The sequence below is a fragment of the Janthinobacterium sp. PSPC3-1 genome (assembly GCF_049896105.1).
Taxonomy (GTDB): domain Bacteria; phylum Pseudomonadota; class Gammaproteobacteria; order Burkholderiales; family Burkholderiaceae_D; genus Janthinobacterium.
Map to the genome: position 1 here is coordinate 268265 of NZ_JAFCTQ010000001.1, position 24108 is coordinate 292372.

17 protein-coding genes are annotated in these 24108 nt (G+C 59.8%); 5 read left to right on the forward strand and 12 right to left on the reverse strand.

Going from position 1 to position 24108, the window contains the following annotated elements; translation table 11 throughout:
* Positions 1–109: 109 nt before the first annotated feature.
* Together ACP7B7_RS01240 and ACP7B7_RS01245 are read right to left on the reverse strand one after the other, a co-directional pair.
* Positions 110–364: a hypothetical protein gene (locus tag ACP7B7_RS01240; protein ID WP_308925056.1), complete on the reverse strand. Its 255-nt coding sequence runs from the start codon at positions 362–364 to the stop codon at positions 110–112.
* 354 nt (positions 365–718) lie between these two features.
* Positions 719–1840, reverse strand: a complete 1122-nt coding sequence (locus ACP7B7_RS01245; RefSeq protein WP_308925057.1) for a cupin domain-containing protein — start codon at positions 1838–1840, stop codon at positions 719–721.
* Between the two features lie 93 nt (positions 1841–1933).
* Here ACP7B7_RS01245 and ACP7B7_RS01250 point away from each other — a divergent pair, with 93 nt between their 5' ends.
* Positions 1934–2485, forward strand: coding sequence for an FKBP-type peptidyl-prolyl cis-trans isomerase (locus tag ACP7B7_RS01250; RefSeq protein ID WP_426075500.1), 552 nt, complete (start codon positions 1934–1936; stop codon positions 2483–2485).
* Between the two features lie 316 nt (positions 2486–2801).
* Here the strand turns inward: ACP7B7_RS01250 and ACP7B7_RS01255 are convergent, their stop codons facing one another.
* From ACP7B7_RS01255 to ACP7B7_RS01265, 3 genes are all read right to left on the reverse strand, one after another.
* Positions 2802–3809: a hypothetical protein gene (locus ACP7B7_RS01255; protein ID WP_426075501.1), complete on the reverse strand. Its 1008-nt coding sequence runs from the start codon at positions 3807–3809 to the stop codon at positions 2802–2804.
* Positions 3806–6472: a DNA mismatch repair protein MutS gene (mutS, locus tag ACP7B7_RS01260; RefSeq protein WP_426075502.1), complete on the reverse strand. Its 2667-nt coding sequence runs from the start codon at positions 6470–6472 to the stop codon at positions 3806–3808. The genes ACP7B7_RS01255 and mutS overlap by 4 nt, the downstream gene beginning before the upstream one ends.
* Positions 6473–6637: 165 nt before the next feature.
* Positions 6638–7165, reverse strand: coding sequence for a hypothetical protein (locus ACP7B7_RS01265; protein WP_426075503.1), 528 nt, complete (start codon positions 7163–7165; stop codon positions 6638–6640).
* Positions 7166–7492: 327 nt separating this feature from the next.
* On the opposite strand from ACP7B7_RS01265, the gene ACP7B7_RS01270 reads away from it, so the two are divergent.
* Positions 7493–9352, forward strand: coding sequence for a sensor domain-containing phosphodiesterase (locus ACP7B7_RS01270; RefSeq protein ID WP_426075504.1), 1860 nt, complete (start codon positions 7493–7495; stop codon positions 9350–9352).
* Here the strand turns inward: ACP7B7_RS01270 and ACP7B7_RS01275 are convergent.
* The 7 genes from ACP7B7_RS01275 to ACP7B7_RS01305 all read right to left on the reverse strand — a co-directional run bounded on the left by ACP7B7_RS01275 (position 9315) and on the right by ACP7B7_RS01305 (position 18257).
* Complete coding sequence (locus ACP7B7_RS01275; protein WP_426075505.1) at positions 9315–10088, reverse strand: transporter; 774 nt, start codon at positions 10086–10088, stop codon at positions 9315–9317. The two genes, ACP7B7_RS01270 and ACP7B7_RS01275, sit on opposite strands and share 38 nt — an antisense overlap.
* A gap of 415 nt (positions 10089–10503) precedes the next feature.
* Complete coding sequence (locus ACP7B7_RS01280; protein ID WP_426075506.1) at positions 10504–12639, reverse strand: peptidase domain-containing ABC transporter; 2136 nt, start codon at positions 12637–12639, stop codon at positions 10504–10506.
* Between the two features lie 32 nt (positions 12640–12671).
* Positions 12672–13979 (reverse strand): HlyD family secretion protein, encoded by a 1308-nt coding sequence (locus ACP7B7_RS01285; protein ID WP_426075507.1) that lies wholly within the window; start codon positions 13977–13979, stop codon positions 12672–12674.
* Between the two features lie 253 nt (positions 13980–14232).
* The gene (locus ACP7B7_RS01290; protein ID WP_308925072.1) at positions 14233–14439 is read right to left on the reverse strand and encodes a hypothetical protein; all 207 of its coding nucleotides are present in this window, start codon (positions 14437–14439) and stop codon (positions 14233–14235) included.
* A gap of 771 nt (positions 14440–15210) precedes the next feature.
* Positions 15211–15414: a hypothetical protein gene (locus ACP7B7_RS01295; RefSeq protein WP_426075508.1), complete on the reverse strand. Its 204-nt coding sequence runs from the start codon at positions 15412–15414 to the stop codon at positions 15211–15213.
* Between the two features lie 46 nt (positions 15415–15460).
* Positions 15461–16018 carry a hypothetical protein gene (locus tag ACP7B7_RS01300; protein WP_308925075.1) on the reverse strand — a complete coding sequence of 186 codons (558 nt, stop codon included), beginning with the start codon at positions 16016–16018 and terminating at the stop codon, positions 15461–15463.
* A gap of 4 nt (positions 16019–16022) precedes the next feature.
* Entirely contained in the window at positions 16023–18257 is a 2235-nt protein-coding gene (locus ACP7B7_RS01305) for a protein kinase domain-containing protein (RefSeq protein ID WP_426075509.1), read from the reverse strand.
* 206 nt (positions 18258–18463) lie between these two features.
* Between ACP7B7_RS01305 and tssF the strand changes: the two genes are divergently transcribed.
* From tssF to ACP7B7_RS01320, 3 genes are read left to right on the forward strand one after another with little or no spacing between them, the layout of a single operon-like run.
* Entirely contained in the window at positions 18464–20311 is a 1848-nt protein-coding gene (tssF, locus tag ACP7B7_RS01310) for a type VI secretion system baseplate subunit TssF (protein WP_426075510.1), read from the forward strand.
* Complete coding sequence (gene tssG, locus ACP7B7_RS01315; protein ID WP_426075511.1) at positions 20272–21312, forward strand: type VI secretion system baseplate subunit TssG; 1041 nt, start codon at positions 20272–20274, stop codon at positions 21310–21312. Before tssF ends, tssG begins: the two co-directional genes overlap by 40 nt.
* Before the next feature lie 35 nt (positions 21313–21347).
* Positions 21348–24098, forward strand: a complete 2751-nt coding sequence (locus ACP7B7_RS01320) for a type VI secretion system Vgr family protein (protein ID WP_426075512.1) — start codon at positions 21348–21350, stop codon at positions 24096–24098.
* Positions 24099–24108: the final 10 nt, after the last annotated feature.

Here is a 24108-nt window from a genome sequence, read left to right on the forward strand (position 1 = left end):
CCGGAAACGGCGCCAGCCTTTTTTATCGCCTGCCACTTTGGCGTCATGACAAAGTGACGGACGTAAAAAAGCCGGCCCGAAGGCCGGCTTTTTCACTACGGGTGCTAAATTACTTAGCAGCCGATGCAGCCGACGAAGCGGCAGCAGCAGCGTCCGAAGCAGCCGAAGCGGCGCTCGAAGCAGCAGCAGCAGCATCGGTAGCAGCCGAAGCAGCAGCGTCAGCAGCTGGTGCTGGAGCGGCTTCAACTACTGGTGCTGGTGCTGGGGTTTCAACTACTGGTGCTGGTGCAGGAGCTTCTTCTTTTTTGCTGCAAGCAGCCAGAGCAACAACCATCAGGGAGGCGATCAGCAGGGATTTTTTCATTTGTTTTCCTTAATTATTTCAAAAAATAAATCAACATTGTTGCGATGAATAATTACCGGTAATTATCGCTCGTTAGGTCGTCTTCGAAGGCTTTTCGTACCAGGTGGTGCCTGCCAGACAACGGAAACTTCCTAACCGAATATTATAGCGATTTTTGGTGCGTCGCAATAGGAGCAAGAGGCAAATTCGCAACTATTTTGTGATATCGCAATATTTGCCAAGGCAAATTGCAAGCAAGTGTAAGAGTTTTGCGAAAGCGCGTCAAAACGATATTAAAACTCCATCTTTCTTTGCGTCAGCGCAGACTCTTTACCCTTGCCTGTGTTTCACCACATTTGCTGCGTTGCGCCTCAATCAGGCCAGTTCGAGCCAGCCATCCTGATACCAGGTGTACAGCGCTTCCATCACGTCATCGGATGCCAGGGCCACGGCCGCGCCGTTCAGGGCACGGTCATTGGCCAGCGTCTCCAGCGCCGTTTTATCGGCCCGGCCAATCGCGAACGACTCGCCATTGATGAAGACATTCTTGCCACGATACAGCATCAGCGTCTTGCGTGACAACACAACACCCTTCTTGTGTGCCGCTTGTGTGAAGCGTCCCACAGTCAGCGGCTTGGCCAGTGGCGTGAAGAACACATTGTGCTTCGGTTCGGACAGGTGTTCGCCGAGGAAAATGGTGACGTCCTCTTCCGTGAAGCGCACCTTGTTCATCTCTTCGGTGATCACGCTGAGCATCTCGCGCGGGATTTCCGCCGGCTTGGCCGACGCCTTCAGGTCGGGGTCGCTGTAGATGCCGGGCAGGTCGATCGAATCGGCCATGAATTGCAGGAACGCTTCGCCCAGTTCCTGGAACGACGGCGAACGGAAACCGATCGAATAGGTCTGGCAATCGCCGATGGCCACGCCGTCGTGTGCGTAGTGCGGCGGCAGGTACAGCATGTCGCCCGGTTCCAGCGTGAATTCTTCGTCGGGCGTGAAGTTGCTGAGGATTTTCAACGGCAGGCCGTCGATCAGGCTCAGGTCCTGCTGCGCGCCGATGCGCCAGTGGCGCTTGCCCTGGCCTTGCAGCAGGAACACGTCATAGGAATCGAAATGCGGGCCGACGCCGCCGCCGTCGGTGGCGAAGCTGACCATCAGGTCGTCCAGGCGCGCATCGGGCAGGAAGCGGAACTGGCGTAGCAGGGCGTCGGCATCGGCGCTGTGCAGGTTGGCGCCTTGCACCAGCAAGGACCATTGCTTCTGTTTCAGGGAGGGCAGGCTGGCCAGCGGGCCCTGCTGCATGGACCAGTGGCCGTCCACCAGGCTGACCAGGCGCGACTCGACATGGTCGAGCTTGGCCAGTTCGGCCAGGGCCTTGAAGTCCAGCAGGGGCTTGAAGCCAGGCACGGCCTGGCGGATCAGCAGCGGTTTTTTATGCCAGTAGTCGCGCAGGAATTGCGCCGGCGTGATGTCGCCGAGGAGAGTTAATTTTTTCATGCGCCCATTATAACAACCGGAAATGCAGGAATGCGCCTGTCGTTGGCGGCGGAAAGGTATAATTTGTCAGCTTATACAATGAAAGGGAGCATAATGAAGATTGCCAAAAATACGGTCGTGACTGTCAACTACAAACTGTCAGACGCGCAAGACAATCTGATCGAAGACGGCCGCCAGCCGATGGTCTATCTGCACGGTGATTATGAAAACACCCTGCCGAAGATCGAAGAAGAGCTCGACGGCAAGGAAGTTGGCTATTCCAACACGATCCAGATCGAACCGGATGATGCTTTCGGTGAATACGACCCGGCGTTGGTCAAGGTCGAGCCACGCAATCGCCTGCCTGAGCCGCTGGAAGTGGGCATGCAGTTCGAAGGCATGCCGGAAAGCGATTCGCCGGACGAAGAAGCGATGATCTTCACCGTCACCGATATCGCCGACGACAAGGTCGTTCTGGATGGCAACCATCCGCTGGCCGGCATCGCGCTGCGCTTTGCGCTGACGGTCGCCGACGTGCGTGAAGCCACCGAAGAAGAAATCGCCCACGGCCACGTGCATGGCGCGCATGGCCACGGTCATGACGATGAAGAGGGTGATGACGAAGGTGCTGAAGGCGATCACTTCCGCACCCATCCTATCCACTAATCGATAACACCTGACCAAACCTGCTGCGCGGCGCGCTTTGCGGCCGGCGATGCTCACCGTACTGAAGTACGGTTGCGCTTCTCGACCACAAATCACTGTCGCTCGCTACGGTTTGCTCAGGCGTCTTGACGCTAAGTAACCCCCAATAAATTCTTGTGATTTCTGACTTCCATAATCGGCGCTATGCGGCGTTGCCCGCTGCTAGCAGTGCTCGCACTGCGTCGCAGCGGGCGCCTTGCATAGCATCCGGTTCTGTTCGTCATAACTTCACAATAATTTCCTGACGATTACTTAGTTGTAAAGCAGTACTTCTGATTTAACGGCGCGGCACCGACGGCCTGGTGGCGCGCTCGCGCACTTCAAACAGCGGCGTCTTGCCGGTGCGCACCGCAATCGCCGCCCAGTCGCTGGCGATGCTGACATGGCCCACATTGCCTTTCCAGTGAATGGCCGGCGTGGCGCCCTGGCGAGTTCCCTTGCCCTTGCTGTCCCGTTCTTTCTGCGTATCGACCAATAGCACCTTGCCGCCGAATTTTTTTGCCAGCAGGCGGATCTGCTTGCGCGGACCGGCAAAGCCATCCTGTTTCGAGCTGAAGCTGGGCAACAGCGAGCTTTCCTCTTCATCGAGCACGCCGACGTCGCCGTCGGAAAACAGCACGATGCCGTCGAGTTTCTTGCCTTGCGCCATGGCGAACAGCCGCTGCAGCCAGGCGCGGTTGGCCACCAGCCGGTCTTCGAATTCGCTGTTGCGACCCGCTTCTGGCAGGAAATGGTTGTTATTGGCGGGCAGGTTGACGGTGGCAAACAGCACGCCGCCCACTTCCCAGTGCGCATTTTCCGCATAGCTGCGGAACTTGGCCGTCGATGACAGCCGCGACAGGTTCAGCTTGCGCTGGCCCAGGCTCTGGTTGTCGGCGAAATACACATCGCGCAAGCGGTTCAGCCGTTCGATGGCGTTGACCCTGCCGCGCGAATTGCGGCAGCCGGCCCAGTCGCTGGCCGACAGCGACACGATCAGCGGCGAGGTACTGGCCTCGAGCAAATCCTTGCGCTGGCCGTACAGCTTGTCGCTGCACGATTCGCTGGCGGCCTTGATGCCGGTCGCCACCACGAACGAGGCATTGAAGGCGCTGGCGCCGGCAATCGCCTTTTTCAAGGGCCCGTCATCGGGCCCGGCCTGGAAGGAGTGGCCCAGCACCGCAAATTCAAAGCCGGGATTGCCGGTGTTGCCAGCGTTGGCCAGCGCCGGTGCCAGCCAGCAGCTGGCGGCCAGCAAGCCGGCCGCCAGCCTGGGCAGGCGCACGATGCCGTACATCAGCGTCATGCGGCGGCCAGCCGTTTCAACTGATACAGCTGTTCGAGCGCATCGCGCGGGGTCAGGGCATCGGGATCGAGCTCGGCAATCGCATCGAGCAAGGCTTGCTGCGCTTCGCTCAGGGCGGCCGGTGGCGCCGTTTCTTCTTCCTCCGCATATGGATCGGACGCCGGCGCGGCAAACAGGTCGCGCTGCGGCGTGGCGTCCAGCGCTTGCGCTTCCAGCCGCGCCAGGTGCTTGCGCGCGGCCTTGATCACCGGCTGCGGCACGCCAGCCAGCTGGGCCACCTGCAAGCCATAGCTTTGCGAGGCCGGACCGGGCTGCACCGCGTGCAGGAAAACGATGCTGTCCTTGTGCTCGACGGCCGACAGGTGCACATTGGCCGCGCTTGGATGGCTGTCGGGCAACTGCGTCAGTTCAAAGTAGTGCGTCGCGAACAAGGTGAAGCTGCGGCTGGTATCGATCAGATGGCGCGCGATGGCCCACGCCAGCGCCAGACCATCGAAAGTGGAGGTGCCGCGGCCCACTTCGTCCATCAGCACCAGCGAGTGTTCGGTGGCGCCGTTCAGGATTGCCGCCGATTCCGTCATTTCCACCATGAAGGTCGAGCGTCCGCCGGCCAGGTCATCGGTCGCGCCGATACGGGTAAAGATGCGGTCGATCGGGCCGATGGTGGCGCTGGCGGCCGGCACATAACTGCCCACATAGGCGAGCAGGGTGATCAGGGCCACCTGGCGCATGAAGGTCGATTTACCGCCCATGTTCGGGCCGGTGATCAGCAACAGCCTGCGTTCGTTGACGAAGCGGCAGTCGTTGGCGATAAAGCGCTCGATCTGCTTTTCCACCACCGGGTGTCGGCCTTCGACGATATTGATGCAGGGCTCACCCACCAGTTGCGGCGCGGCCCAGTTGTGCTGCTGCGCGTGTTCCGTCAGCGCGTTCAGGGTGTCGAGCTGGGCCAGGCCCTGGGCGATGGTTTGCAGGGTGCCGATATGCGGCGCCAGGTCGGCCAGCAAGATGTCGTACAGCAGCTTTTCGCGCACCAGCGCCTTGTCCTGCGCCGACAGCGCCTTGTCCTCGAACACCTTCAGTTCCGGCGTGATATAGCGCTCGGCGTTTTTCAGGGTCTGGCGGCGGCGGTAGTCGTCCGGCACCTTGTCGGTCTGGCCGTGCGTGACCTCGATATAAAAGCCGTGCACCTTGTTGTATTCCACGCGCAGGTTGGCAATTCCCGTGCGGGCCTGCTCGCGCGTTTCCAGGTCGACCAGGAACTGGCCCGCGTTTTCCGACAGCGCGCGCAATTCATCGAGCTCCGCATCGAAACCGCGCGCAAACACGCCGCCGTCGCGCACCATCGCGGCCGGCTCCGGCGCCACCGCGCGCACCAGCAGATCGAGGCAGCTTTCGGGCGTGGCCAGTGCGGTATGGATGTCGGCCAGCAAGCCGTCGCACGGTTCGCCGCCATAGCAGTGGGTGACGCGCTCGCGCAGCGCCGGCAATTGCTGCAAACCATCGCGCAGGGCGGCCAGGTCGCGCGGGCGCGCCGACAGCAGCGCGATACGGGTGGTGATGCGTTCAATGTCCGGTACTTGCGACAGGGTGGCGGCCAGCGGCGCGGCCGCTTCGCTGTGCATCAGCGCGGCGATCGCCTGGTGACGCGCGCGCGCCACGCCCTGGTCGCGCCGCGCGTGGTGCAGCCAGTGACGCAGCATGCGCGAACCCATGGCGGTGCGGCAATGATCGAGCAGCGAAAACAGGGTGGGGGACTCTTGCCCGCGGATGGTTTCCGTCAGTTCCAGGTTGCGCCGGGTGGCGGCGTCCAGGCCGATGAATTCGCTTTCCGTCTCGGTCGTCAACGAGCGCACGTGCTGCAGGCCACGGCCCTGGGTCGACTGCGCATAGCGCAGCAGCGCGCCGGCCGCGCCGAACGCGGCGCCGAGGCCATCGGCGCCAAAGCCGGTCAGGGTCGCCACGCCGAGCTGGTCCAGCAGCGCCTTGTGGCCGCCGGCCACGTCGAAATGCCAGTCCGGCACGCGGTTGACGTGGGTGGTCGGGTGGTCGTCAAACAGCGTGCCGGCGTCGCCGCTGAGGATTTCGGCCGGCACGATGCGTTCCAGTTCCTGCTGCAGCCGCAAGGCAACAGTGTCGCTGCTACCCGAAAACTCCATCAATTTGAGCGCGCCGCTGGCCAGCGACAGCCAGGCCAGGCCGGTGGTCACCGTCTTGCGCTGCGTGATGCTGCACAGGGCCAGCAGCGGCCGCTCGGCCTTTTCCGGCAGCAAGTCGGCGTCGGTCAGGGTACCCGGCGTGACCACGCGCATCACCTTGCGTTCGACCGGCCCCTTGCTGGTGGCCGGATCGCCGATCTGTTCGCAAATGGCGACCGACTCGCCCAGCTTGACCAGCTTGGCCAGGTAGCCGTCGAGCGAATGAAACGGCACGCCGCACATCTTGATCGGATTGCCGCTGGCCGCGCCGCGCGCCGTCAGGGTAATGCCCAGCAAGCGCGCGGCTTTTTCCGCATCGTCAAAAAACAGCTCGTAAAAGTCGCCCATACGATAGAAGACCAACATCGTCGGGTGATTGTCCTTGATGCCCATATATTGCTGCATCATCGGCGTGAGCTTGCTGCGGGCGATATTGGCGAGCTCGTGGTTTGACTGCATGTTCATGTAAGTCTTTGAAGGTAAGCGTTGTTCTGTAGGGTGGTCGGCGGCCGGGCATGGCGGGCGCGCAATGGCGCGGCCAGGCTGCCTGCGGCAAGCCACACTTTACCATTACCGGCGGGGGAGGGGCGAGACTTGCCGGACGGCAGGCCTGGCTCCATGACGTTCACGTCAGTTTCTTTTGATGATGCTATCGGCATGGGCCTTCAGCACCGGATTGCCAACCGCATTATTGTTGTGCTTGGTAGCATTGGCCAGCACGGAAGAGACACTGTCCTTATAGATCGCCAGGATTTCTTCTGCATTCTTTCCAGCCGCAATGCCCACTACAAACGCTGTTTCGGCATACGCTTTTTGCGACAAGATCCATTTGGCCAGAGCCAGTTGCTGCGCATCATGCGATGCCTTGAAGCGCGGATTTTTTGCTGCTATCTCATCCATTGGCAGTGATAACAAACTTTCAAGAAATTTATTGTCAGTTTCAAGCTGTGCATTTGCCCGCTGTAGCTGATGATTTTTTTCGGCAAGTACGCTTGCCTTATCTCGGAGCTGAGCAATCAAGCTGTCATTGGACTGATTGCGAAATTTTTCGGCATCGAGCTCTCGCCTTGCCGCAATCTCCTCCAGTCTTGCCCTCTGTTCATTCAGTTTTGCCTGTTCTGCAAAATGATTGTTTGGGTTGAAGTAATCACTGCTCATGACGCGCCTTGTTCTCAGTTTCGGAAGATTGTTAAAAGTGTAGCAGTGATTCCTGAGTTGATGCCACTGTGTCATCTTGGCCCCGTACCTTGCTGGCAGATCCAGTCACATGACAACCGCCAAACAACAGATTGGTGCAAATGTGGTTTCTTTTAATTAACGTAAATTGCCTCAATATAATTTCAGGGTAAGATGGAGGCATCCAGGCATTTTTCTTTTCAAGTACCCCCAACTTTGTATTGTATTGAGGGAAATATTGCCAACTGCCAGGCGTCACGAGCGTCCGGGTTGGACTGGTGAATCTTGAATAACAACCAAGCCCAACCTATGACCATTTCCTGCCATATCACCGAAGCGCGCCGCCTGCAGGCGCTGCGCAAGCTCAATCTGCTCGACACGCCGCCCAGCGAGGCATTCGACCGCATTACGCGCATGGCGGCGCGCTTTTTCAATCTGCCGATCGCCGCCGTGTCGCTGACCGATACCAACCGCCAATGGTTCAAGTCGCGCGTCGGCGTCGAGCACACCTCGATACCGCGCATGCAGGCGCCGTGCGGCGCAGTGGCCGACAGCCGCGACGTGCTGGTGATTGCCGACCTGCTGGCCGACGCCGGCTATCGCGACAGCCCGCTGGCCGCCGGCGGCGTGCGCTATTATGCGGGCGCGCCCCTGATCACGCAGGATGGCCATTGCCTGGGCGCCTTGTGCGTGCTGGGCACCGCGCCGCGCGAGACGACGCCGGAAGAGCTGGGCAGCTTGCAGGACCTGGCCGGCATGGTGATGGCGCAGATCGAGATGATGCATGCGATCGGGCGCGTCGATCCGGTCAGCGGCTTGCCGAACCGCACCCAGTTCATCGAAGATTTCGAGGACATGCAAAAAGACCGCCCCAGCGGCGAATGGCGCCTGGCCATCCTGATCAACCTGGCCACGCCGGAACAACTGGCGCACGCCGCGCGCGCCATGGATTCGGTCTACCTCGACGAACTGGTCAACGACGCGGCCGCCTGGATACGCGACGAGCTCGGCGATGGCCGCAAGGTCTACCACGTGGCCACCACCCAGTTCGCGCTGCTGGCGGCGCCCGGCATCACGCTCGACGCTTGCCTGCCGGTGATCGAAGCGAAAATCGCCGGCGCCATCGCCTCCATCAAGACCAGTTTCGTGGCCACGCCTGCGGTTGGCGTGGCGCCGTTCGAAGTGGGCACGGCCGATTGCCTGAGCGTGCTGCGCCGCGCGCAAAGCGTGGTCCAGGATGCGCTTGAACGAGCCAGCCATGTGGCCGTGTATTCCGCGCATGAAGACCGGCTGTACCGCCGCCGCTTCACCTTGCTGGGCGACTTCGCGCGGGCCCTGGCCAGCGGCGACCAGCTGCGCCTGGTGTACCAGCCGCGCATCGACATCGCCAGCGGCCTGTGCGTGGGCGCCGAAGCCTTGCTGCGCTGGAACCACCCGACCCTGGGCGCCATCGGCCCGGCCGAATTCATCCCCTTCATCGAGCGCTCGCGCCTGGCGCAAGCCACCACCGCCTGGGTGCTCGAAACGGCGCTGGAGCAGCAACGGGCGTGGCGCGAGGCGGGCATGGCCTTGCAGCTGTCGCTCAACGTGTCGGCCGCCAACCTGCTTGAAACCGACCTGGCCGCCCGCATCACCGAAGCGCTGGACCGGCGCGGCCTGCCGCGCGACTGCCTGGAACTGGAAATCACCGAAAGCGCCATCATGGAGCAGCCGGCCCGGGCGCATGCGACGCTCGAGGCGATCGCCGCCAGCGGCGTGCACCTGGCGGTCGACGACTTCGGCACCGGCTACAGCAGCCTGGCCTATTTGCAGCGCATGCCGGCCGACGTGGTCAAGATCGACCAGTCCTTTATCCGCGAACTGGAAAGCGACCCGCGCCAGCAGGGCCTGGTAAAAGCCATGATTTCATTGTCGCAGGACCTGGGCCACCGGGTGGTGGCCGAGGGCGTGGAAAACGAGGCGGTGCTGGCCTTTTTGCGCGAGGCCGGTTGCGATGAGGCGCAGGGTTACTGGTTTGCGCGGCCGATGGAGGTGGATGTGTTTACTGGCTGGTATGTGGGCCGCATCGTGGCGCAGGCGCAGCAACTGGCGTTGAATGTGGCGGCGAGGCCCGCTGCCGGTGATGGCAGCTTTACCACAGGCGCGCCAGCGGCATCACAAAGCCGCTGAAGAACGACCACTTGGGTGACGCGCGATTGAGTCCGCGCGCAACGCCGAAGTCGATTGCCAGCCGTCTGGTCGGGCTGTAGGTGGTGGCGAACAGAACCTGGGCCGTGCTGTCGGCGCCTGGCCGGCGCGTGCCGGACAGCTCGCCCGTGGCGCCCCAATGTTCGTCCAGCGGCAGCGACAAGGACACCGAAGCGCCCGTCTGCACGCGCCCTTCGCCGGCATCGGCGGCGCCCATGCGCGTCACGTTCAGATTGCTGTCCATATGCACGCTGGCGAGATCCTGGCTGTAGATGCCATTGACGCTGTAGTCCGCCTTGCCACTGCCGATCACCTTGCGCGCCGTCGGCACCGTGGCGCCCAGTTCCACGCCGAAGGCCGTGGCCGGGCTGACCAGGAAAGCATGCTTGAGCTCGATCGTTGTATCGCCCAGCCCCTGGTTGCGCCCATTGCCGCCGTCCCGCTCGGAAACAAAGGCCTCGCCCCCCAGCAACACGCCCCAGGTCTCGTTGAAAGCCAGCTTGACGGTGTAGGGCAGGCTGGCCCGGCGGTCATCATCGAGCCTGGTGTGCAGGCCACCCAGCTCCAGCTCCAGCTGCCCTGGTACCGGCAGTTGTGCCGGGCTGGAGACGGAAGGACGGTAAGGCGTCACCGCATCGTCCGGGGCTTGCTGGGCGTGCGCGGCGCTGGCGGCGAGGCACAGGCAGAGCAGACCGGCAAGCGGTTTCAGGACGGACATGTATGGGCTTTCGAATGATGCCAAATGGTGCATTGAAGGCACCATCCGCATAAGCTGTACTTGCTGCAGTGTTATGGTAAGAGGTAGCACATGCTTATGGACTGTGCTCTATGAAATCTAAGGGTAGGGCGATGCGTGTGGCATGACATCGTCCTTTATGTAACGTTATCCTACGTCCAGCGTACCGCCGACCGAGCTTTCAGGCATGACGCCGCCAGACACTTCTTCTACTTCATCAAAATTTAATTCTTGCATATTTTCCTCGCTGGTTTTTAACTTGGGTATTTGTATAGGTAAGTATTGCTCACTTACCAAGAATAATATTAACTTGCTGAGTTGATTTTGTATATGAAGACTGGAGAAATTTCCAAATTGCAAAAGACAGGCAAGCGTTTCCCATGTCAGCCGGTACTGATCACGCAGACTCTCTTGTCTCCTGCATCACATCCTGCACTATTTTCCCTTGTTGCAGTACCACCAGCCGCTCTGCCATGGCAATCGTTTCCGGCCGATGCGCAACAATCACGCGCGTCAGCTGGATCTTTTGAATCGCCGCATTGACGGCTTGTTCGTTCCACACATCCAGATGGCTGGTCGCTTCGTCCAGCACCAGCAGTTTCGGATTGCAGTACAGCGCGCGCGCCAGCAGGATGCGCTGCTTCTGCCCACCCGACAGGCCGCTGCCGATATCGCCCACCAGGGTATTGAAGCCCATCGGCATGGCGGCAATTTCTCCGTGCACGGCCGCCAGCTGCGCGCAGGCCTGCACCTGCTGCGGGTTCGGCGACGGCGCAAAGAAGCTGATATTGTCGGCGATCGAGCCGGCAAACAGGCTGTCTTCCTGCATCACGGTGCCCAGCAGTTGCCGGTAGTTCTTCATGCCCAGGTTGGCCAGGGTCACGCCGCCGATCAGTATCTCGCCTTCGGTCGGCTCCAGCAGGCCCAGCAGCAGTTTCATCAGGGTCGTCTTGCCGCAGCCGGACGGGCCGGTCACCGCAATGCACTGGCCGGCCGGTATCGTCAGGTTCAGCCCACTCAGCACATAGGGTTCGCTGTCGGCGTAGCGGAACGCCAGGTTGCGGATCTCGATCGATGGCGAAATATGGTCGATGTCGATTTCCACGTCGTTGCTGTCTTCTTCAGCCTTGGTCAACACGATATCGGCGACGCGCTCGCCATGCAGGCGCAGCATGCGCAGTTCGAACAGCTTGTCGACCAGGCTGGCCATGCGCTGGCTGAATTGATCCTTGTAGCTGATAAACGCGAACAGCATGCCGACCGAAAAACGGTTGTCGAGCACCGCCAGCGCGGCCATCCAGATAATGATCACTCGTTCGGCGCTGAATAAAAATGTATTGGCGGTCTGGTACGACACCGACAGGCGCGCGATGCGCAGGTCGGCATTGAACTGGTCGGCCAGCGCATTCATCCAGCTGGCGCGGCGCTCTTCATTGCGGCCGAACAGGCGGATGCTCTGGATGCCGCGCACCGATTCCAGGAAGTGGGTCTGCTGCTTGGCGGCGTGGATGATCTGCTCGGCGGTCGCTTCGCGCAGGGCCTTGAAGATGCTCCAGCGCAGCAGCACGTACAGCAGCACCGCGATGCAGGCCACGCCGGCCAGCAGCGGACTGTAGATCAGCATCATGCCCAGCGTGGCTAGCACCAGCACGCCGTCGATCGCGCCTTCGACAAATTGCGTCGTCAGGCTGCGCTGCATGGTCTGGATCGAATTGAAGCGCGAGACGATATCGCCAGTGTGGCGCTTCTCGAAATACGGCAGGGGCAGCTTCAACAAATGCGCAAACGCATTGCCCAGCCATTGCAGATTCAGATTCGTCGCCAGCACGGTGGTGATCCACGAGCGCACGGCGCCAATCGCCGTCTGTATCAGCACCAGCAGCAGAAAGCCGCAACCGAGCACCGTGATCAGGTCGCGGTCGGCCGCCAGCAAGGCTTCATCGACCAGCCACTGCATGTAGAACGGCGCCACCAGCGCACACACCTGCAAGGCCAGGCCCAGCACCAGCAGTTGCAGCAGGCCGCGTTTCAGGCCCACCACACGCCCCATCAACGACAGCAAGGAAAACTGCTGCTTTTCCTCGACCTTCCTGAATGCGGCGGTCGGCGTCAGCTCCAGCGCCACGCCCGTAAAGTGCTTCGCCACTTCCGCCAGCGGCAGGCGGCGTTCGCCGACGGCCGGATCGTGGATCACCGCATGGCTGCCGGAGACTGAGCGCAGCACCACGAAATGGTTCAGGTCCCAGTGCAAAATCGCCGGCAGCTTCAGTTCGGGCAAGTGCTGCATGTCCAGTTTCAGCGGCCGCGTATGCAGCGCCAGGCCCTGTGCCATCGCCATCAGGCCTTTTAACGTGACACCTTTCAGCGAGACGGAAAAGCGCCGGCGCATGCTGGAAATATCGATCTGGTGGCCCCAGTAGCTGGCCACCATACACAAGCTGGCCAGGCCGCATTCGGCCGCTTCCGTCTGCAGCAGCACGGGCAGGCGATTGCTGCGCCAGAAAGACAAATGAGCAAGAGAGGGGAGATGCATGGCGCGCAGACAAAGAGAATAAAAAAGAAGTTTTACAGGCGCCCGGAAATGCTGAACAGTGGCTCCAGCACCCATTCATACAGGCGGCGCTGTTCCAGCAGCACGCTGGCATCGACCAGCATGCCCGACTTCAAAGGCAGCGTTTCGCCATACGCCTGCACGCTCTGGCGCTGCAGGCGCAAGCGAATGCGATATAACGGTTCGCCACTGGTGCCACTGACGGCGCCCGGCACGGCCAGGTCTTCCGGCCGCAGCGAAGTGCTGGCCACTTCGCGTACCTGGGCCGGATACTGGCCGAATTTCTGGTACGGATACGCCTGGTAGCGCAGTAGCACCTGCATGCCCGGCTTGATAAAGCCGACCGAGCGCGATGGCGCATAGATTTCCGCCTCCAGTTCCGCGCCCATCGGTAGCACCGAAGCCAGCACGCTGTTGGCGGCCACCGTCTGGCCGATTTCGGTGGTGATCGCGGTGACCTTGCCATCCTGCGCGGCGCGTACCAGGATCTCGCGGCGCGCCTCGTTTTCGGTCAGGTCCTGCTCGATCTCTGAGGCGTTACGCTGCAGGTTTTCCGCATCGCGCTGGGCCTGCACCTCCAGGTCGCGTACATCGGCTTCGGCGCTGGCCAGGTCGCGCCCGCTGGCCGACTTGATGCGCTGCAGTTCCGCCAGCCTCTGGTGCTGGTCCAGCAGCTCGGCCTGCTTGTCCTGCAACTGGGCAGACGAGATGTAATTGGTGACGTGCAGGTCGCTGTAGCGCTTGTACGATTGCTCGGCCAGGGTAATGCGGCGCTGCTGCAGCACGATCTGGTCTTCCATGCGAGCGATCTCGGCCGTGAGGTCGCTGGCACGGCGTTGCCCGGCCGCCATGCGCTGGCGCGACTGCAGGCTCGATTGTTTCAGCTCCGCGTCATAACTGTCGCGCCGGCTTTTCAACAAGGTCGACACCACTTGCTGCGGCGCACCGGCATTGGCGCTGCTGCGCTCGCCCGACAATACGAACAGTACCTCGCCAGCGCGCACGGTCTGGCCTTCCTTCACGCGCGCTTCGGTAATCACGCCAGACTGGCCCGGCATGACGCGAATCACGCCGCTGGTCGGCAGCAGCACGCCTTGCGACTGCGCCTTGCGGGTGGTGCTGAAGAAAATGAAAAAAGCGATGATGGCCAGCGCGATGCCCAGAAACAGCAGGGTCAGGAACAGATGGCTGACGGGACGCGCCAGGATGACCGTGCCATATTGGCGGCTGCTCAGGTGCTCGAGGGCTTGCTGGCGGAACAGCGGTTGGACAGCTTGAGGGGGAGTTGCTGGCGACGCCGGAGCACTGGGTTGATCACGCAAAATAAGTGCTTTTCAATAAATGGATTGATCTCGGCCACGGTGTGCCGGAAACAGGTGAAACACGAGCTTCAGAGAAAATATCGCCGAAGCTCGTTGAGCGCACGCCACGCTGAAGCCTGCGTCGCAAATCCGTGTTTGGTACAAAGTAAATGCCTGTTTATGCTAGCGCATTGACTAACATGCCATCGGTCATGCTTGTTGATGCACTAATGTCTTTTGTTGTGTTTTAATGGCAAAATTATCTGAGGCAGCCTTACCAGTTGCTTTCGCCACCAACCGAGCTTTCAGGCAAGTTGCCACCGGATACCTCTTCAATTTCCTCGATGCTTAATGCTTGCATGTTTTTCTCCAAAACTTCATTATAGGTTGATGACAGGTGGTGCTGAAATGCCCCGTGGGATCGTGTCGCCGCCCACTGAGCCTTCAGGCATGTTGCCGCCAGAAACTTCCTCGATTTCATTGATTTTCAATTCCTGCATATTACTGTCCATTCGTTTTAAATGTTGCGGGTGAAATCAGGCTTTTATATGATTAGGTTTCCAAGCGTCCGCCAACCGAAGCTTCAGGATAATTTCCGCCAGCCACTTCTTCGATTTCACTAATATTTAATTCTTGCATATATTTTTCTTTTCTTCTGGTTGTTTGAATCATACATCGAATTTTAGTAGACAGCGTGCATCGTCAGTCCTGATCGCAACTTGAATTTTCTACTGGGTTTTATGTGAAAAGCCAAGCTTTCAGATATTTTTTCCATCGCAAAATTTTTCAATTTTGGTTTGACTTAATTCAGTCATGGCTTCTGCCAAAAATTAAAATTTATGATGGTTCTCGATGACCATGCAATCACGGCCTTACTTTGCCACCAACTGAAGCCTCCGGATAGTTTCCGCCTGATACTTCTTCTATTTCTTTGAGATCTAATTCTTTCATATTGTTTTTCTTTCTTTTGAATTTTGTGAGATAAAAATCAGGTCGACTATGTTTATATGTTTCAGTTTTTATTATTATTTTCTATTGAAATAATAATTTTATTTTTTTTTATCTCTTAGATTTTATCTCGGACCAGTATCACCACCAACTGAGCTCTCAGGCATGTTGCCGCCGGATACTTCGTCAACTTCATTTAAATTTAATTCTTCCATTCGATTGATTCTATCTTGAGATTGAGGTGCTGAGAGAATAATTTAACTGAAAATTTTGACTGCTGCCTGGAATGGAGTTAATGTTTTAATTAACCCATGCCCCAAGCATCGCCAACCGAGCTTTCAGGAATATTTCCACCTGATATTTCTTCTAAATCATTATCATCTAATTCTTGCATTTTTGAAAAATTTGAAAATGTGGTATATGTTGGACTAGTATCGCCGCCCACTGATGCTTCTGGCATATTTCCACCGGAAACTATCTCTACCTCATAAAAATCAAGTTCTTTCATATTATTCATAAATGATTGATTTTTACAAAGTGAATTTATCTAATTGTTACATATCAGTGTTGCCGCCTACTGATGCTTCTGGGTCAAAACTAAAAACACGTAATTCTGGCAGATCCTGTTCACCTCTGGTAATGCGTACGGTTATGACAAATGCAAGTTCCCAGCGGCCTTTGCTTTGCCCGATATCGAGATTGTGTTTCCATTCCTGACGAATACGGCGCAGGTCAGGCATTTCCGGATCTTGTGGCAGTAAGTGCGATTCAAAATCCAGTGGCAGTTGGTATGTTGCACCCACTGATTGCAGAAATGGTGACGGCATGGAGTAGCGTGTGGGTAAATCTGGACCAATCTGCGTCAACTGAGGCACGCTGATAAGGCAGCAATCGACGATTTGAAAGCCGGTAAAACCACTTTCTTTTGAGCCGCAGCAATTAATTTCTAGGTAAACATGCTGACCTTGCTGAAAGTGTACACCTCCCATATAAGGCCCATGGCGAGGATCAGCGCTACCATCACAAGAGGTAAAGGCGTAGTCCAGTTCATTGGTAATTTGATCTGCATCGAAGTGAACAGATAATTTCATCCAAGGTTTTTCGTAATTCATCTTTCTATTTTCTTTCGATGTGAGTAAGTAGTTTTTGATAGCGAGCATCTCGCCTCAGTGCCAACAGATCGGGAGTTGCTTCGATCAGATTGATAGGGTAGCCTCGCTCCAGGGCGCGTGCGAGAGAAGTTATTGCTTCGTTGCGGTTGCCTAGTAATTCATAGGTTAATGCTGCGCGAAAATGAACATCTGGCAAAGTAGGGGCAAGATTGATAGCTTGCGCCACGTGCTTTAACGCATCTTCACGCAAGCCAATATACGCAGAATATAATGCCAGACGAGAATGAATGTTGAAGTCATTAGGCATGTTTTTGAATGCGTATTTGGCAAGTATTATGGCTTGGCGATAAGATTCGCGCGAAAGTTCAATTTGGCCTGGAACCCATCGTTGAGCATCTGCTAGATTTGCCCAAAGTAAATAATTATTGGGGCTTCCTTTTTTATCGGAGACTGCATTTTTAAATGATTGAACTGCACCTAAATAGTCTCCGCGATTAAATAGTGCATTGCCTAAGTTTGTGTAAAGTTCCCAATCTGGATTTATTTGCAATCCTTGTTGTAGAATTTGTAGCGCTTCATCATTGCGATTTAAACGATCAAGTGTGGCACTAAGATAGGCATATGCGTTTGCTAATCCTGGTTCTAATTTTACTACCTTTCTAAAAAGCTTTTCTGCCTCAATATAGTTTCCCTGATTATAGTGTATGCGCGCTAGGAGAGAAATGAACGGGCTACTGTCAGGATAGATTTGTAAAGATGCCTCAAGTATGTCTTTTGCTAAATAAAATTTTTGTGCACGATTAAACAGTCGAGCTTTACCATACAATCCGAGAAAATTGTTTGGTTCTAAATTTAATGCAATAGTCGTTTCTTGTTGAGCTTGATCGTGTTTTCCTTTGTACTCAAGCACCCAAGCCTTCGCTACATGCGCCAAGGCTAACTGGTCGTCGGTTATTAATGCTTGCTTCGCTGTAACATCTGCGCGTTGTAGCCAGGTGGGATCGCGATCACTGCCTAGATAGCGTAATGTGGATACCAGCGAAGTGCCTGCGTTTGCACCTGCATGTTCGGGTTTGTGCTTGAGAATTTTGCTGAAATGTTCCAGCGCCTGATATTGAGAAATTTGTTGGTCGAAGGTACGTAACGCCTTCATCCCCGCAGCCATACTTTCTACCTCGGAATATGGTGCCGGCACTTTTTTCCCAGTGATTAAAGCTGTTACTGCAGGTGCTATATTGGACCATTGCCAAGTGAGTAACAACATCAACGCTATAATCCCTGCACCAATTTGCAAACTGCGCTTGCGCGGTACTGGAACTCGAATTGAAACAGTTGTGGGGGGCGCGGGCGGCAATGTGGTTTCAGGTGTCGGGACCGCGGCAGATGCCGATATCAGACCGCTGCGGTGCGCCGCGATCGCTTCCTTTATCCCCCCCATCGTCCTCGGCCGCTCCACCGGATCATGCGCCGTCATCGAACGCACCAGCGCGTCGATGGCCGCTGGCACGGACGAGGGCATGGCCGCCCACACGGCGTTCGTCTGCATGTGGGCGGCGGCCAGCGCCAGGCCGTTCAGGTGCGGGAACGGGCGCTGGCCGGCCAGCATTTCATACAGCATGGCGCCCAGCGCGTAGATGTCGCCACGCATGTCGGGCAGGCGGCCCATCAGGCGCTCGGGCGCCATGTAGGCGATCGTGCCCTGCAGGTCGCACAGGGCGGTGGTTTGCGTCGCCTGCGGATCGAGGTGGCGCGCCAGGCCGAAGTCGAGGATGCGCACCTTGCCGTTCGCTTCGAGCATCAGGTTCGACGGTTTCAGATCGCCATGCACCAGGTCCATGGCATGCGCTTCGTCCATCGCGTCGGCGATCTGCTGGGCGATGTCGAGCGCGGCGTCGAGCGGCATGGCCGCTGCGTGCATGACTTGTCCCAGGGTCTGGCCCTCGACCAGTTCCATCACGATGGACTGGCTCTTGCCGTCGCCGTCGATCGAGAAGATGCGCACGAAGGCGGGGTGGCGCAGGGACGCCGCCAGGCGCGCTTCGTTGAGCAGCTTTTCCGGATGCAGCATGTCGGCATGCTGCTTGAGACGCTTGAGCGCCACGCTGCGGCACAGCTTGGCATCCCACGCTTCGTACACGTGGCCGAAACCGCCTTCGCCCAGCAGCCGGCGCACTTCGTAGTGCGCGCTGAGGGTGTCATCTTGCAGCGCAGGCTGCAGCACCGGATCGAGCAATTCCATAGGGCCTGATGTGCAGTAAATTGATTTTAAGTAACTTCCTGATTTAAAACGATTGTTTCGAATAAGTCAATTCCTATTGATAAAAAATGAAGATGGCTTGCCGTGCAAGATGATGACGTGCGCACCAGAAACTTGTTTAAACGCAACTTTGACGGTGGCTACCGCACCAATAATGCAAGGGGAACCTGGCATGGGAAAGGGCGGTCATGGACAAGCTGCTGCAGTATTACGAGCGTGAACTGGGCACCCTGGGCGCGCATAACCAGGCGTTCGCGCGGCGCTATCCGGCGCTGGCCGGCGCGCTCGGCATGGCCGGTGGCGAGCCCGGCGATCCGCACTTGGCGCGCATGCTGCAGGCGTTTGCCATGTTCAATGCGCGCACGGCCAAGCGGCTCGACGATGCATTCGGCCAATTCAGCGATACCCTGCTGGACGTGAATTTTCCGCATTATCTGCGGCCGTTCCCGTCGTGCTCGATTGCCCGCGTGGACAGCGATGGCCATGACGATATTGGCCCGCTTGTGATTCCACGCGGCACTGTCATGCATGCGCAGGAACAGCAGGGCGTGGCTTGCAAGTTCAGCACGGCGTGGGACGTGACGGTCGCGCCGCTGCGCCTGTTTGACGTGCGCTATCAGGCCGTGCTGGCGGCGCCGCCAGCGCTGCGCCTGGCCAGCGAACTGGGGTCGGCCATCAGCATCGGCATCGAAGCCACCGGCGCGGTGTCCGCCTTGGGCAAGCTGGCCCTGCCGTCGCTGCGCTTGTTCCTCGATGGCGAACCGGCCTTGTGCGCGAGCTTGCGCGACGCCCTGTTTCTGCGCGTGCGCGGCGCCTGCGTCGAGATCGTCGATGGCGCCGGGAAAGGACGCTGGCTGGCGCTGGAGCAGATTCCGGTCGCGGCGGTGGGCTTTGCACCAGGCGAAGCGTTGATCCCGTTCCAGGCCACTGGGCACCCGGCCTACCGCCTGCTGACCGAATACTTTGCCTTTCCCGAGAAATTCAACTTTATCGATATCGGGCTGGCGCCGATCCTTGCGCTGCTGCCGGACGACTGCCGCCGCTGCAGCGTGCACTTGCTGCTGGCCGATGTGCATGCCGACTCCGCTATCGCGCGCATCCTGCGGCCATTATCAAAGCGCAACTTGCTGACCGGCTGCACGCCGGTCGTCAATCTGTTTGCCCAGGCGGCCAATCCGCTGCGCCTGACGCACACCAGCGCCGACTATCCGCTGCTGCCGTCCGTGCGGCAGGCGCATGGCCATGACATCTACAGCGTCGACAGCGTGCGCGTGCTCGGTGGCAGTGGGCAGGGTGCGGCGCCGGACACTTATTTCCCTTTGTATTCGATGCGCCACGGCGAGGCCGGCGGGCGGCGGGGCCGCTACTGGCTGACGCGGCGCGACGAGGTCATGGCGCTGAGCCATCCCGGCTATGAAATGCGCATCGCCTTTGTCGACAGCGCCATGGCGCCGCTGCACGACAGCACGCAGACGGTGTCGATCAATCTCACCTGCAGCAACCGAGACTGGCCGACCCGCCTGGCCTATGGCGCGCCGGGTGGCGACCTGCGCCACGAAGGGCCGGCCAGCAGCCTGCCGGTGCGCCTGTTGCGCAAGCCCGGCGCGCCTTGCCGCTTTGCCTCGGGCGCGCCGGCTCACTGGCGGCTGATTGCCCAGCTGTCGCTGAATCACCAGTCGCTGGGCCAGCAGGGTTTGCCGGTTTTCAAGCAAATCCTGGAGCTGTACAACTTGCCGGGTTCTATCAGCGCCGCGCGCCAGATCGCCGGCATTATCGGCTTGCGCCAGTGTCCCGCCAGCACCTGGCTGGCCGACGAGGCGGGCGGCAGCCTGGTGTTCGGCATCGAGGTCGTGCTGACGGTGGACGAGGACGCCTTTGCCGGCAGCGGCCTGCATGCGTTCGCGCAAGTGATCGAACATTTTCTCGGGCTATATGTTCACCTTGCCAGCTATACCCGATTGATCGTCCTGTCGCACCAGAGCGGAAAGGAGTTGCTATGTTGCCTGCCCCGCAATGGAAGCCAGACCCTGGTCTGAACCCTGACGTTATTCCTGATTTGATTGCGCAGTTGCTGGCGCGGCCCGGGTGCTTCGATTTTTTCCAGGCGCTGCGCCTGCTGGCGGCCTGGCTGGCGCAACAGGGAGTGGAAGCGGACCGGATATTCGGGCACGGCCTGCACCTGCACGGCAGCGCCAGCCTGGCGTTTGCGCCTGGCCAGATCGAACACTGCTGGGCCGATGACGAGGGCCGGTTGCATGTGCGCGCGGCCATGATCGGTTTTCTGGGCCTGCACGGCAACTTGCCGCTGCACTACACCGATACCATCGACCGCCATGAACGCGACACGGGCGACAGCGGCCCGCGCGCCTGGCTCGATGGCTTGTCACAGCGTGCGCTGAGCTTGTTTTACCAAGCCTGGGCCCGCTACCGCATCGAATGCCAGGGCGACGCCGATGGCGGCGACTTCCTGCCGTTGCAACTGGCGCTGGCCGGCGTCGCTCCCGGTGCCTTGGCGCACCAGTCCGATAGTTTGCCCGCGCACGTGATTGCCCATTACGCGGCTTTGCTGCGCCACCGGCCGGCCACGGCCGAAGTGATGCAGGCGGTACTGTTTGAATATTTCGGCGTGGACGTACGGTTGCAGCGTTTTATTGCTGCCTGGGTGACCCGCGCGCCGCACGAGCATACGCGGCTGGCGGGCAGCAACGCCGTGCTGGGCGGCGGCGCCATGCTGGGCGAGCGCTGTCGGCGCGCCGATCTGCGCCTGCGCCTGGTATTCGGACCCTTGTCGCGCGAGCAATATGACGACTTCCTGCCGGGCCGGCCGGGCGCGCTTGTCCTGCGCCAGATGCTGGCGCTGTTCGGCTTGCCGTGCGTCAGCTTCGAGGTGCGGCTGGTGCTGCGCCGCGACGCCGTGCGCGGTTGTGCGCTAGGCGATGGCGCCTGCCTGGGCCAGCATGCCTTTGTGCTGACCGAACCGCCACAGGCCGACCGCGACGACATGCATTACGAGCTGCGTTTTGATGGTTCCGCCTGAGATGGCAAATCTTGACCATGATGGGAGGGCATGCCGTGGACAGTGACAACGATTTTGCGCAATGGATGGCGCTGGAAAAAACCTTGATTACCGCCAACCGGCCGCTGCGCCTGCGCCTGGCTTATGCGCAAGGCATCAATGACGATGTGCTGCTGCCGCAGCGCATCCACGGCACGGAAACCCTCTGTGGCGGCATCGAGTACCGCATCCTGTGCGTGGCGACCGATGCCCAATTGCCGCTCAAGCAGTTCATCGCCGTGCCGGCCGAGTTGCAGATCGTGACCGACCGGGGCGCGCTGCGCAGCGTGTGCGGCATCGTCGCCGAAGCGATGGCCGGCCAGAGCGATGGTGGCCTGGCCACGTATCAGCTGGTGCTGCGCGATGCGCTGGCGCTGATGGACAAGCGCATCAATACGCGCGTGTTTCTCGACAAGAACGAATTGCAGATCGTGCAGCTGCTGTTCGAGGAATGGCGCCAGGGCAACGGCATCCTGGCGGCCAGCCTGGCGCTCGATATCGAGCCGGCGCTGGCGGCGCGCCAGCATCCGCCGCGCGACTTCACCATGCAGCACAATGAATCGGACGCGGCCTTTATCCGCCGCCTGCTCAGGCGCCGTGGCATCGCCTGGTGCATCTGTCCCGGCCAGCCCGCCACCCCGGGCGCGCAAGGCGACGATTTTCCCGCACACACGGTGCTGCTGTTCGATGACGCCAGCCGGCTGCCGCAAAACGCGGCCGGTCTGGTGCGCTATCACCGCGACGACGCCACCGAACAGCGCGATACCGTCACCGCCTGGAATGCCGTGCGCCGTTTGCAGCCGGGAACGCTTGACCGCCACAGCTGGGACGAGGCCCACCCGCTCAATCCGCAATTCATGCATACGCGCTCATACGGCATGGCGCAGCAGGGCGCCAACGGCCAGCAACTGGCGGCCACCCTGGACGATTACATCGTGCAGATGCCGCAGGCCGGCGCCGGCAGCGACGATCACGCCCGGCTGGGCGAACTGGCGATGGCGCGCCACGACCTGGAAACCAAATGCTTCGAGGGCGAAGGCTGCGTGCGCGATTTTTGCGCCGGGCAATGGTTCAGCTTGCAAGGCCATGCGGAGATCGACAGCCACGCCGTCGACCAGCGCAGTTTCGTGATCACGTCCCTGACGGTATTAGCCAGCAACAACTTGCCGAAGGGACTCGATGCGCGCATCGACCGCCTGTTTGCGCAGAACCAATGGGCCATCGATGCCAGCCTGGCGCCGCCAGCGGAGGGCATGACCTTGCGTTACCGCAACCGTTTCAGCTGCGTGCGGCGCGGCGTCGCCATCGTGCCCGCTTTCGACCCGCGCAGCGACTTGCCCGTGGTGCGCCTGCAAAGCGCACTGGTGGTGGGCCCAGCCAATGAAGAGGTGCATTGCGACGCGCTGGGCCGGGTCAAGCTGCGCTTTGTTGCCACGCGCGCAAGAGACCATGCACATGCCAACGGCTCGGGCGCTTCGAACAGCGAGCGCGATTCGGCCTGGGTGCGGGTGGCGTCGAGCTGGGCCGGCAACGGCCCCGGCATCGGCCGGCAGTGCGGCGCCGTGACCTTGCCGCGCGTCGGTAGCGAAGTGCTGGTCGATTTTCTCGGCGGCGACCCGGACCGGCCCATCATCGTCGGCCAGTTGTACAACGCGGTAGCCATGCCGCCCGGCTTGAGCGAGCGCGGCGGCTTGCCTGGCAACCGCTATCTGTCAGGCCTGCGCAGCCGCGAAGTACGCGGCACGCGCGGCAATCAGCTGTGCCTGGACGATACGCCGGGCCAGATCGGCGCCCAGCTGGCCAGCGACCATGCTGCGACGCAATTGAACCTCGGTCATTTGAGCGTGCCGCGCGTTGACGGCGCCGGCCAGCAGCGCGGCGACGGTTTCGAATTGCGCAGCGACGCCAGCGGCAGCCTGCGCACGGCCCGCTCGCTCTTGATTACAAGCTGGAAACAGCTGGCCGCCGGCGGCAAGCAGCTTGACAGCAGCGAGCACGTGGCGCTGATGAAAGAGTGTCTGGAACTGTTCACTTCGCTTGGCGAGTATGCCGCGCAGCACCAGGCACTGGCGCCGGAACCTGCCGGCAGCAAGGCGCTGGCCAGCGCGATCGCGGCGGACCAGCCGGTGATCAGCATTACCGCGCCCGAGGGCGTGGCCGTTTCCACGCCCAAAACCATCGCCGGCCATGCCGGTGAAAACATCGACCTGGTGGCCCTGCGGCAGCTGCAACTGAGCGCGGCGCAGCACTGCAATCTCAACGCGGGCAAGGGCATCTCGCTGTTTGCGCACCAGGATGGCATCGTGCAAGTGGCCCATCACGGCAAGTTCTTGCTGCAAAGCCAGCATGACCTGCTGCAGGCCGATGCCGCCAAGGAAATCCGCTTGTCGGCCGGCACGCGCCTGGTCGGCATGGCGCAGGATGAAATCACCTTCATGACGACCGGCGGCGCGTATTTGAAACTGTCGGGCGGCGCGGTCGAGCTGGGCGGGCCGGGCGCCTTGACGATCAAGACCGACGGCCACCACTGGAATGGTCCGGGCAGCATGAAGGCGGAGTTGCCGGTTTTCAGCGAAGGCGACCTGGGCCGCATGCCGCGCCTGGTGCGCGCCACCGACGGCATGCCGGTCGAAGGCGTGGAAGTGCACGTCGAACGTGAAAACGACAGCGCCCTGACTGGCAAGAGCGACGCCGGCGGGCGCGGCCCCAAGGTGCTGACCGACCACTTGCAACGGCTGAAAGGCTTTTTCTTCAGCCGCCGTTCCTGATTCCCCCTCC